This is a genomic window from Rhodococcus phenolicus, assembly GCF_001646785.1.
GTDB classification, from domain to species: Bacteria; Actinomycetota; Actinomycetes; order Mycobacteriales; family Mycobacteriaceae; genus Rhodococcus; species Rhodococcus phenolicus.
This window is the reverse complement of record NZ_LRRH01000005.1, coordinates 110,786-122,672: the sequence shown is the minus strand read 5'-3', so window position 1 is coordinate 122,672 and position 11,887 is coordinate 110,786. Positions and strand designations below refer to the sequence as shown.

The window sequence follows — 11,887 nt, the reverse complement described above, 5'->3', positions numbered from 1 at the left end:
TCGATCACCTTGTCACGCAACACTGTTCGTAAGCAGGTTCATCTCGCCGCGCACTTTCCCGGGGTCAACAACACCACCGTGTGGGCCGATCCGGATGCGAAGAGCCAGATCGACTTCGAGTCGTTCGTGCATCTGGCGCGCACCGCCGAACGCGGTCTGTTCGACTTCTTCTTCCTCGCCGAGGGACTGCGGCTGCGCGAACACCGCGGCCGCATCCACGACCTCGACGTCGTCGGCCGCCCCGACACGCTCACCGTGCTCGAGGCGCTCGCGGGAACGACCACCCGCCTCGGGCTGGCCGGCACCATCAACACCACGTTCAACGAGCCGTACGAGCTGGCGAAACAGTTCGCGACCCTCGACCACCTGTCCGACGGCCGCGCCGCGTGGAACCTGGTCACGTCGTCGGATGCATTCACCGGCGAGAACTTCCGCCGCGGCGGGTACCTCGACCATTCGCAGCGGTACGTGCGCGCCGGGGAGGTCGTCGACGTCGTGCGGACCCTGTGGGACGGCTGGCGGCCCGGTGCTCCAGTCGTCGACCGCGCGACCGGGATCTTCGCGGCCGACACCGACCTCGCCTCGTTCGACCTGCACACCACCCAGTTCGACATCACCGGGCGGTTCGAAGTGCCGCGCAGTCCGCAGGGGCACCCGGTACTGCTGCAGGCCGGTGACTCCGACGAGGGCCGCGAGTTCGGTGCCGCCGAGGCCGACGCGATCTTCAGCCGCCACGGCACCCTCGAGGAAGGCCGGGCGTTCTACACCGACGTCAAGAGCCGGCTCGCGAAATACGGGCGCAGTCACGACGACCTGAAGATCCTGCCTGCCGCGGCGTTCGTCCTCGGCGACAGTGCCGACGACGCGGAGGAACGCGCCCGGCACATCCGGCTGCAGCAGGTCGGACCGCAGACCGCGATCGCGTTCCTCGAACAGGTCTGGGGCCGGGACCTGTCCGGCTACGACCCGGACGGGCCGCTGCCGGACGTCGACCCCGAGGACGACGTGAACATCACGCGCGGACGGGTACGGCACGCGAAGAACCCGCGGGCGGTCGCGCACGCATGGCGTGAGAAGGCCGAGGCCGAGAACCTCAGCATCCGCGAACTCATCATCGAAGTGACGGCCCGGCAGCAGTTCGTCGGCACCCCCGAGCAGGTCGCCGCGGAGATCGACCACTACGTGCAGACCGACGCGAGCGACGGTTTCATCCTGGTTCCGCACCTGACCCCCGGTGGCCTCGACGAGTTCGTCGACACCGTCGTCCCGCTGCTGCAGGAACGCGGCAGCTTCCGCACCGAGTACGACGGCACCACCCTCCGCAGCCACCTCGGGCTGCGCCACCCGCACGCCACGACCGAAGGAGTCCGAGCATCGTGACCGCAACACTCGACCGCACCCGATTCGTCGACGACTGGCGACGGTGGCACGCGGCGCGCAACGACGCGTTGCGGCAGCCGCTGGGCTGGCTCAGCCTCACCGCCCTGCACTGGCTCGACGAGACCCCCGCCGAATACGACGGGGCGCCGGGCACTTGGAACACCGACGGCGACACCGTCGTGCACGTCCGGGGCGAAGCGCCGGAGATCCACACCCCGGTCGAGGGCGCCCCTGGAGTCGAGGTGGAGTTCGAGGCCGGCTACGTCGAGATCATCCGCCGCACCGGTCGTTTCGCGATCCGCATCCACGACCGGAACGCACCCGCGCTCGCCGCGTTCGCGGGAGTGCCGGTGTACGAACCGGACGCGAAGTGGCTTCTGGCGGGTCGCTTCGAGGCGTTCGGCGAAGCCCGGACCGTCACGACCGGTGCCGTCGTCGACGGTCTCGAACATCATCACCGCGCGGCCGGGCTCATCCGGTTCGATCACGACGGCCGTGAGCACACGCTCGTCGCGTTCGGCGAGACAGGCGGGCCGCTGCGGGTGCTGTTCACCGACGCCACCAGCGGGGTCACCACCTATCGGGCGGCCCGGAGACTCGACATCGGCGTGCCCGGCGAGAACGGTTCCGTCACACTCGATTTCACGCGATCGGAGAACCTGCCGTGCGCGTTCACCGATGCCGCGACCTGCCCGGTCGCGCCGGCCGAGAACCGTCTCCCGTTCGCCGTCGAGGCCGGCGAACGCAACCCGCGAAATCAACAGTGACCGTGGCAGTGACGAATCCGGTCCCGCTGTCCGTCCTGGACCTGTCGCCGGTGAGCGAAGGGTCCACCGCGGCGCAGGCCCTGCGCAACACCGTCGATCTGGCCCGGCGCGCGGAGGAATGGGGTTACCGGCGCTACTGGGTGGCCGAACACCACTTCGTCGCGGTCGCGTCGTCGTCCCCGGCGGTGCTCATCGGTGCCATCGCGGCGGCCACCACGACCATCCGGGTCGGGGCCGCGGCCGTCCAACTCGGACACAACACCGCCGCCGGGGTCGTCGAGGCGTTCGGCACCCTCGACGCGCTCCACCCAGGGCGGATCGATCTGGGGCTGGGCCGGTCCGGGCAACGTCGCGCCGAAGCGTTGCAGGCCACCGCCTCCGGCGTCCAAGACCCCGCCTTCGGCGCCGAGGACCCCGCGCCGCGTGCGACCGAGATCCGTGACGGACTGGTGATTCCGGCGCCGTTCCCCACGTCGAAACTGCTCGCCTCACCACGCCTCGGAGCGGCGTTCGCGGCGTTGCAGCAACCGGGCGCGCAGTCCCCGGACTTCGATCGGCAGGTCGGCGACATCCTCGCGTACCTGGACGGCACCTACCGCGACGGCGACGGCATCGAACTGCACGCCCATCCCGGCGAGAACGCGGACGTCGAGGTGTGGGTGTTCGGGTCGAGCGCCGGACCGTCCGCGTCGCTCGCCGGACGGCTCGGTCTGCCGTTCGGGGCGAACTACCACGTCAGCCCGTCCAGCACCGTCGATGCCGTCGAGGCGTACCGTGCGGCGTTCACGCCGTCCCGGTTCCTCGACGCACCGTACGTGGTGGTGTCGGCGGATGCGGTGGTCGCCGACGACGACGCATCCGCCCGCGACCTGGCGTCGACGTTCGGGCACTGGGCACACAGCATCCGGTCCGGTCGCGGCGCCGCACCCTACCCGGACCCCGCGACGACGCCGCCGCTCACCGACGACGAGCGTGCCCTCGTCGACGACCGGCTCGTCACCCAGTTCGTGGGGGCGCCGAGTACGGTCGCGGATCGGCTCGACACGTTGCGACGCGTCACCGGCGCCGATGAACTGGTCGTCACGTCGGTGACGCACCGGCACGAGGACCGGTTGCGGTCGTACGAACTGCTCGCGCGGGAATGGGGGCTTGCGGGGCTGCGCGCCGCCTGACCGCGGTCGGGCCGCAGGTCGCGGCGGGTCGGATAGGCTGAATCGCTGTGACATTCGGCGAAGACGACCGGGACCTCCCGGAGTGGGCGCGCAGTCTCGGGCTCGCACCGCACCCCGAAGGCGGCTGGTATCGGGAGACCTGGCGCAGCGACCTCACCCTGCCCGCCGCGGCGCTGCCCGGATATCCCGGGTCGCGCAGCGCCGGCACAGCGATCCTGTTCCTGCTCATGCCGGGGCAGCAGTCCGCCTGGCACACGGTGCGCGGCGCCGAACTGTGGCTGTACCACCGGGGAAGCCCGGTGCTGCTCGAGACGGCGGAACCCGGACCGGCACCCGGCGACGCCACGGTGCACCGCGTCGGACCGGACTTCGGCGGCGGCGACCGGCCGCAGGTCGTGGTGCCGCCGGGCCACTGGCAGCGGGCCCGGCCTGCCGGGGACGAACCGAGCCTGGTCGGATGCGTCGTCGTGCCCGGATTCGACTTCGACGACTTCGCTCTCGCGGACCGTTGAACAGACACGTGCATTTCGCCGGATTCGGGTCTTTGATGTGAGTTATGAGTGTCGACAGGAGTGCGGATCCGGTACGCCTGGCCGCGGGCGCCGCGGCGGTACTGGCCGGCGCGGTCGGGAGTGCGGTGGGTCTGGGCGTGGGCCTGGCCCGGCGCCTGCCGGGGATCGCGCCGGTCCTGGACGGGCTCGAGGCGCGCGGCGACGATGCCCTGCGCGCCGCTGACGCCGCCGTCGACGGTCTCCTGCGCGTGATCGTGCGGAAGGTCGTGCAGGCGGCCCTGCTGGAGGTGGACCTCACGGCCGTGGTCCGTGACCACGTCGATCTCGACGCGGTCGCCGATGGCATCGACGTGGGCAGGATCGTCGACCGTGTCGACATCGACGGCATAGCCGGGCGCGTGGATGTCGACCGGATCGCCGAGCGGGTCGACATCGACCGGATTCTGGACCGCGTCGACATCGACGGGATCGCCGCACGCCTGGACCTGGCACCGATCCTGGACCGCGTGGACGTCGACGCGGTCGCGGCACGCGTCGATGTCGACGCGGTGATCGGCCGCGTCGACCTGATCGGCCTGGCCGGCACCGTGATCGAGGGCGTCGACCTGCCCGCGATCATCCGGGAGTCGACCGGGACGATGTCGACCGAAGCCGTGCAGGGGGTGCGCAGCCAGGGCATGCGCGCCGACGACGCGGTGTCCGGGTTCGTCGGCCGGATGTTCGGCCGGCAGCCCGAGAACCGTGAGCCGGAGGGGCAGGCGTGAGCGAGCACCGGCCCGCCGGCATCGTCACTCGTGGTCTGGCGGCGCTGCTGGATCTCGGCGTCGTCCTGGCGGGCATGGGCGGCCTGTACCTGTCGTGGGCGTTGATGCGGTTGCTGTTCTCGCCGCAGCAGTTCTCGTTTCCCGACGTGGAGGTCGTCATGTCGGTGACGACCTGCAGCGCGCTGTCGGTGCTGTACCTGGCGGCGTGCTGGGCCACGACCGGCCGCACGATCGGCGCGGTCGTGATGGGTCTGCGTGTGGTGGGCCGCGACGGGCGGCTGATGGGCTGGATCCGGGCGGTGGTGCGGGCCGGGTTCTGTGTGGTGTTCCCGGTCGGGCTGATCGTCGTCGCCGGCCCGCGCCGACGGTCGCTGCAGGACATCGTGCTGCGGACGGTGGTCGTCTACGACTGGCAGCCCGATCCGCATCTGGCCGAACCGCACGCCGGCAGGTGAACTCTCCGCCGGCACACCTTTCCGGTCATACTCGAAGCGGATTGAGTTCGAATATTTAGGAGAACGCGGTGGCACAGGGCTTGAAGTTGGGATACAAGGCGTCCGCGGAGCAGTTCGGGCCGCGGGAACTGGTGGAGCTGGCGGTGCTGGCCGAGGAACACGGCATGGATTCGGCGACGGTGTCGGATCATTTCCAGCCGTGGCGGCACAACGGCGGGCACGCGCCGTTCTCACTGTCGTGGATGACGGCGGTCGGGGAGCGTACGCAGCGCCTGCAGCTCGGCACCTCGGTTCTGACCCCCACCTTCCGGTACAACCCGGCGGTGATCGCGCAGGCATTCGCGACGATGGGCTGCCTGTACCCGGGGCGCGTCATGCTCGGCGTCGGCACCGGTGAGGCACTCAACGAGATCGCCACGGGGTACCAGGGCGAGTGGCCGGAGTTCAAGGAACGGTTCGCGCGGCTGCGCGAGTCGGTGCGCCTGATGCGCGCGCTGTGGACCGGCGACCGCGTCGACTTCGAGGGGGAGTACTACACGACGAAGGGCGCCTCGATCTACGACGTGCCCGAAGGTGGGATCCCGGTGTACATCGCCGCGGGCGGACCCGTCGTCGCCCGGTACGCGGGCCGTGCCGGTGACGGATTCATCTGCACTTCCGGCAAAGGCATGGAGCTGTACACCGAGAAGTTGCTGCCTGCCGTCGCGGAGGGCGCCGAGAAGGCCGAGCGGGACGTCGCGGGGATCGACAAGATGATCGAGATCAAGATCTCCTACGACACCGATCCGGAGCTCGCCCTCGAGAACACCCGGTTCTGGGCGCCGCTGTCGCTGACCCCGGAGCAGAAGCACTCGATCGAGGACCCGATCGAGATGGAAGCGGCCGCCGACGCCCTGCCCATCGAGCAGGTCGCCAAGCGGTGGATCGTGGCATCGGATCCCGATGCGGCGGTCGAGCAGGTCAAGGCGTACATCGACGCGGGTCTGAACCATCTGGTGTTCCACGCTCCCGGACACGACCAGAAGCGATTCCTCGAGCTGTTCGAACGCGATCTGGCACCGCGCCTTCGCGCGCTGGCCTGAGCCGGCGATCGTTCGGTGCGGGGCGCCTCACACTCGAGGCGCCCCGCGCCGTGACACCCGGGGCGCACCGCGCCGTGCCGCACTATGGTTGCTCTCATGAGCGCCGCTTCCGGAACCGTGTCGAGCATCTACATCGCTTCACCGGAAGGCGACACCGGCAAATCGACGGTCGCACTGGGCGTGTTGCGGATGCTGTGCGCCTCGACCGCGCGGGTCGGGGTGTTCCGCCCCATCGCCCGCTCCGATTCCGATCGGGACTACATCCTCGAGCTGCTGCTCGAGAGGATCACCGTCGACCTCGACTACACCGACTGCATCGGTGTCACCTACGACGAGGTGCACGCCGATCCCGACACCGCACTCAGCGACATCGTCGCCAAGTACCACGCCGTCGCCGACCGCTGCGACGCCGTCGTCGTCGTGGGCAGTGACCACACCGAGATCGCCAACCCGAGCGAACTGTCCTTCAACGCGCGGATCGCCGCCAATCTCGATGCGCCGGTGCTGCTCGCGCTGCGGGGCTCGCGGCGCACCCCCGAGGAGATCGCGCAGCTCGCCGCTCTGTCGGCGGCCGAGCTGGCCGCCCATCACGCTCACCTGACGGGAATCGTCGTCAACCGCTGTGCCCCGGGAGAACTCGACGCGATCGCGGCCCGGTTCGCCGACCGCCCGTACCCGGTGTGGACGCTGCCGGAGGTCCCGGTCCTCGTCGCGCCGACGATGGGGGAGCTGCAGACCGCGATCGAGGGCGAACTCTACAGCGGCGACGAAGAACTGCTGCAACGCGAGGCGCTGCGCGTCATGGTCGGGGGGATGACCGCCGAGCACATCCTCGAACGGCTCACCGAGGCGATGGTGGTGATCGTCCCGGCGGACCGTTCCGACGTCCTGCTCGCCCTCGTCAACGCCAATGCCGCGGAAGGGTTTCCGTCGCTGGCGGGCATCATCATGAACGGTGGTCTGCTGCCGCACCCGGCGATCGCCCAACTCGTCGCCGGCCTCAGACCGAGCCTGCCGATCCTCACCACGAAGCTGGGGACGTTCGACACGGCGTCCGCCGCGGACCGCACCCGCGGACGCATGGTGCTCGGGGCGCACAGCAAGATCGACACCGCGGTCGCGTTGATGGAGCAGCACGTCGACGGGGCGGTGCTGCTGGGCAGGATGCAGCTGCCGCGACCGTCCGTGACGACGCCCCAGATGTTCGAATATCAGCTCATCGACCGGGCGCGGGAACAGCGACGGCACATCGTGCTGCCCGAGGGCGAGGACGACCGCATCCTCCGCGCGGCCGGCCGGGTGCTGCAGCGGCAGGTCGCGGATCTGACGATTCTCGGCGACGCGGCGCAGATCCGCCGCCGCGCCGCCGAACTCGGTATCGACCTGGCCGGTGCGCAGCTCCTCGACCCGCTCACCTCGAGTCTTCTGGAGCGGTTCGCCGTCGAGTACACGCAGTTGCGTGCCCACAAGGGCATGAACATCGATCGGGCCCGTGAGATCATGGGCGACATCTCGTATTTCGGCACCATGATGGTGCATCTGGGGATCGCCGACGGCATGGTGTCGGGCGCCGCGCACACGACCGCGCACACCATCCGTCCGTCGTTGGAGATCATCAAGACCGAACCCGGGGTCTCCACCGTGTCGAGCATCTTCCTGATGTGCCTGGCCGACCGTGTTCTCGCCTACGGAGACTGCGCGGTCGTACCGGACCCGACCGCCGAGCAGCTCGCCGACATCGCGATCTCGTCCGCCGCGACCGCGGCCCGTTTCGGTATCGAACCGCGGATCGCGATGCTGTCCTATTCGACGGGAAATTCCGGTGCCGGCGCCGATGTCGACAAGGTGCGCGCCGCGACCACGCTGGTGCGGCAGCGGCGACCCGACCTCCCCGTCGAGGGGCCGATCCAGTACGACGCCGCGGTCGAACCGACCGTGGCGAGCGCGAAACTGCCCGATTCCGAAGTGGCCGGTCGCGCAACGGTGTTCGTCTTCCCCGATCTGAACACCGGGAACAACACCTACAAGGCGGTGCAGCGCAGCGCCGGGGCCGTCGCCGTCGGGCCGGTGCTGCAGGGCCTGAACAAGCCGGTCAACGACCTCTCCCGCGGCGCCCTGGTGCAGGACATCGTCAACACGGTGGCGATCACCGCGATCCAGGCGCAGGAGGCCCGACCGTGACCGCAGCGATCGCCGGTACCGTCCTGGTTCTGAACTCGGGTTCGTCGTCGATCAAGTTCCAGCTGGTCCATCCCGAAACGGCGGAATCGGTGGCGCACGGGCTCATCGAGCGGATCGGGGAACCGGAGGGGCGCATCGTCTTCCATCACACCACCGGGTTCGAGGAGCACCTCGGGGCGATCACCGATCACCGCTCCGGTCTGCGGATGGTGCTCGACATGATCGAAGGGCTCGGCCGTCCGCTGCGCGAGGCGGGGATCGTCGCGGTCGGCCACCGTCTGGTGCACGGTGGCGAGGTGTTCCACGAGCCCACGTTGATCGACGACGCCGTCGTGCAGGCGGTCGCGGATCTGTCGGTCCTTGCGCCCCTGCACAATCCGGCCAATGTCATCGGCATGGAGGTCGCGCGCGAGGAGCTACCCGACATTCCGCACGTCGGGGTGTTCGACACCGCGTTCTTCCACGACATGCCCGCCGCCGCGACCACCTACGCGATCGACCGGGACATCGCCCGCGAGCACGGTATCCGGCGTTACGGTTTCCACGGCACCTCGCACGACTACGTGTCGCAGCGGGCCGCGGCGTTCCTCGGACGCGACCGCGCCGACCTGAACATCATCGTGTTCCACCTGGGCAACGGTGCATCGGCCTCCGCGATCGCCGGGGGACGGCCCATCGACACGTCGATGGGGCTGACGCCGCTCGAGGGACTGGTGATGGGAACCCGCTGCGGCGACATCGATCCGGGTGTGGTGATGCACCTCAATCGCAGCGCGGGTCTGCGCGTCGACGCGATCGACGACCTGCTCAACCGCCGTTCGGGACTGAAGGGGATGTCGGGGGTCAACGACTTCCGCGCGCTGCTGCGGCTCGTCGCCGACGGCTCGGAGGACGCGAAACTCGCCTACGACGTGTACGTGCACCGGCTGCGCCGTTATCTGGGCGCGTACCTGGTGGAACTCGGCGGGGTCGACGCGGTCGTGTTCACCGGCGGGGTGGGGGAGAACAACGCCGACGTGCGCCGTGACGCGCTCGCCGGGCTCGGCCGGCTCGGCATCGTCGTCGATCCGGAGGCGAACGCCACCCGCGCCGATACCGAACGGCGCATCTCGGCCCCCGGCTCGGAGGTCGAGGTCCTGGTGATCCCTACCGACGAGGAACTCGCGATCGCACGGGCCGCCGACGCGCTCGCGAAGAGCCTGCCCCGCTGATCACCGGATCCGCCGGCGGAGAAGACGTCCGCACGCGTCGGCTGCGTGCGGACGTCCACTGCCCGAGCGGGTTCCGTCACCTCGTGTCCGCGGTCAGAGGATGCTGCGGGGACGGATCGCGTTCGCCAGGTCGACGAGGGTGTACCGGTGGGTGCGCGCCTGCGCCTTGCGTGCGAGGGCCCGCAGTCCCGTTTCGGTGCCCTTCCTCAGGCCCTTCTCGGTGAACGGCACCCCGAGGATCGGATCGAGGGCCTTGCTGGCGGCGTGCCCGGCGCGCACCCATTCGAGGGCGGTGCCGAGCACGAGCGTGCGCATCTGGAGGGCGCGACCCTCGTCGGGCGGCAGCGCGTCGACACGGTGCGCCGCCTCGCGCAGATCCGCTTCGGTGACATCGTCGATCTCCCTGTCGTGCAATATGATCAGCACCGCGGTCATGGTGGCGACACTGTGGTGCCGGGAGGTCGCGGGCACCTGATCGAGGGTGGCGACGGCCCCGGTGAGGTCCTTGCGTTCGGCGAGTTGACGGGCCAGGCCGAACGCGGCGCTGACGAGATTGTGGTCGGTGCGCCACACCGTGCGGTAGTAGTTCTCGCAGAATCGGCGCCACGCGTGCGGATCGTCGCTCTCCCAGTGCTGCAGGATCAGCTCGGCGGTGGCGGCCAGCGCGATCTTCGGTGCGGTCTCGCCGGGCAGCGCCTCGAGCACCTGCTCGAACCTGCCGAACGCCGCCTCGTATTCGCCCAGCAACAACGCGGCGATCCCGGCATGCCAGTCGATCCGCCAGTCCGTGCCGAGATCCCGCTCGAGCTTCGCGAGGATCCCCTCGGCTTGCTCGCCGTGTCCGAGATCGAGGTGGGCGCGGACCTCGGCGAGGCTGATCTCGCGGGAGAACGAGACATCCGCGGTCCCCACGACCCGCTCCAGGCCGTTGTCGCGGGCGTGGCGGAGGGCGTCGAGCGTCTGCTGCGGTTCGCTGTGCACGGCGGCGGCGAGCAACGCGGCGCTGGGGTCGTTCGGCTCGAGCAGCGGAACCGGCAGCGCCGCAGCGACATCCCGAGCGGAGATGTTCTTGTCGCGCGCGACGCCGTCGACGAACACATCCGTCTGCCCCACGGCCTCGTCGGTGCCGAACGTGGTGCGCTGACGACCGAACTTCGCGGACAGGCCCGGATGCTCGGTGCCGGTCTGCTGCGACAGGACTTCGCGCAGCACCCCGGTCAGCTGCCCGGCCATCTCGTCGGCGGAGCGGAACCGGTGGTCGGGATCCGGGTCGGTGGCGCGCAGCAGCAACCGGTGGAACGAGTCGTACTCGGCGAGCAACGGAGCCTGCTCGGGCGACGGCAACCCGTCGACGTAACGGCCCTTGTCGACGGGAAGATCGAGCGTCAGCGCGGCCAGGGTACGGCCGACGGTGTAGATGTCCGTGGCGGGCGTCGGGCCGGTGCGGACGATCTCGGGCGCCTGATATCCGGGGGTGCCGTACAGATAGCCGTAATCCTCGATGCCGGAGACGGCACCGAGGTCGATCAGTTTGGTCTGCTCGTCGGTGACCATGATGTTCTCGGGCTTGAGATCGTTGTAGACCAGGCCGATCTCGTGCAGATAGCCGAGTGCCGGCAGAACCTCGAGCATGTACGCGATGGCCTGGTCGAGGGGCATCCGGTCGGGTTTGGCGTACGTGCCGAGAACCTCGCGCAGCGTGTGACCGCCGACGTACTCCATGACGATGTACCCCATCGGGGTGCCGTCCGGGCGGGGGTGCTCGACGAAGTTGTAGATCTTGACGATGCTCGGGTGCGACACCTCGGCGAGGAACTGACGCTCGGCGACCGCGACGGCCTGGGCCTCGGCGTCGCCGGAATGCAGGAGTCCCTTGAGCACCACCCAGCGGTCGCTCACATTGCGGTCGACGGCCAGATAGATCCAGCCCAGACCCCCGTGCGCGATGCAGCCCTGCACCTCGTACTGCCCGGCGACGAGGTCGCCGCGGGACAGGTTCGGGGCGAACTCGAACGGTGTGTCGCAGGTGGAGCAGGTGCCGGACGCGGACGCGGGACCGGTAGCGGTGGTGCGCCCCACCGGATTTCCGCATTTCCAGCAGAAGCGTTTGCCCTCGGCGACACGCGGATCGAGCAGCACGACGCTCTCCGGGTCGAGGGGCGCCGGTACCGGGACATCGACGAGTCCGGCGATGCGCCGGCGCAGCAGGCCCCGGGGACGCGAACGGCGGCTCGACGCCCGCTGCGAGGGGACGCTCGGCTGGAGCGGGGTGCGCCGGGTCGGTTCGGCAGGCACCGCGGCGGGGCGGGGGCTGCGCTGGGTCGCCGGTCCGCTGTCGGAATCGGTGTCGGCCATCGGATCGT

The 11,887-nt window shown here is 69.8% G+C and carries 10 protein-coding genes; 9 read left to right on the top strand and 1 reads right to left on the bottom strand.

Translation table 11 applies throughout. The features are described from left to right. The first annotated feature begins 9 nt into the window (after nt 1-9). The 9 genes from A8G15_RS02220 (at nt 10) to A8G15_RS02180 (ending at nt 9,524) form a co-directional block, all read left to right on the top strand. On the top strand, nt 10-1,380 hold the full coding sequence (locus tag A8G15_RS02220) for an NtaA/DmoA family FMN-dependent monooxygenase (RefSeq protein WP_068154914.1): 1,371 nt from the start codon (nt 10-12) through the stop codon (nt 1,378-1,380). After that, nucleotides 1,377-2,147, top strand: coding sequence for a DUF1684 domain-containing protein (locus A8G15_RS02215; protein ID WP_068154912.1), 771 nt, complete (start codon nt 1,377-1,379; stop codon nt 2,145-2,147). Before A8G15_RS02220 ends, A8G15_RS02215 begins: the two co-directional genes overlap by 4 nt. 2 nt (nt 2,148-2,149) lie before the next feature. Further along, nucleotides 2,150-3,319, top strand: coding sequence for an LLM class flavin-dependent oxidoreductase (locus tag A8G15_RS02210; protein WP_156665230.1), 1,170 nt, complete (start codon nt 2,150-2,152; stop codon nt 3,317-3,319). Nucleotides 3,320-3,366: 47 nt separating this feature from the next. Continuing rightward, entirely contained in the window at nt 3,367-3,831 is a 465-nt protein-coding gene (locus A8G15_RS02205; protein ID WP_068154910.1) for a cupin domain-containing protein, read from the top strand. 44 nt (nt 3,832-3,875) lie between these two features. After that, complete coding sequence (locus A8G15_RS02200) at nt 3,876-4,595, top strand: hypothetical protein (RefSeq protein ID WP_068154908.1); 720 nt, start codon at nt 3,876-3,878, stop codon at nt 4,593-4,595. After that, the gene (locus A8G15_RS02195) at nt 4,592-5,050 is read left to right on the top strand and encodes an RDD family protein (RefSeq protein WP_068154907.1); all 459 of its coding nucleotides are present in this window, start codon (nt 4,592-4,594) and stop codon (nt 5,048-5,050) included. The genes A8G15_RS02200 and A8G15_RS02195 overlap by 4 nt, the downstream gene beginning before the upstream one ends. A gap of 68 nt (nt 5,051-5,118) precedes the next feature. After that, complete coding sequence (gene fgd / locus A8G15_RS02190; protein WP_068154906.1) at nt 5,119-6,132, top strand: glucose-6-phosphate dehydrogenase (coenzyme-F420); 1,014 nt, start codon at nt 5,119-5,121, stop codon at nt 6,130-6,132. 96 nt (nt 6,133-6,228) lie between these two features. After that, a complete protein-coding gene (pta, locus tag A8G15_RS02185) occupies nt 6,229-8,313 on the top strand; it encodes a phosphate acetyltransferase (RefSeq protein WP_068154905.1) in 2,085 nt (694 codons plus the stop codon). Continuing rightward, nucleotides 8,310-9,524 carry an acetate kinase gene (locus A8G15_RS02180; protein ID WP_068154903.1) on the top strand — a complete coding sequence of 405 codons (1,215 nt, stop codon included), beginning with the start codon at nt 8,310-8,312 and terminating at the stop codon, nt 9,522-9,524. The genes pta and A8G15_RS02180 overlap by 4 nt, the downstream gene beginning before the upstream one ends. A gap of 93 nt (nt 9,525-9,617) precedes the next feature. Here the strand turns inward: A8G15_RS02180 and A8G15_RS02175 are convergent, their stop codons facing one another. After that, a complete protein-coding gene (locus A8G15_RS02175; protein ID WP_082899605.1) occupies nt 9,618-11,879 on the bottom strand; it encodes a serine/threonine-protein kinase in 2,262 nt (753 codons plus the stop codon). Between the last annotated feature and the right edge of the window lie 8 nt (nt 11,880-11,887).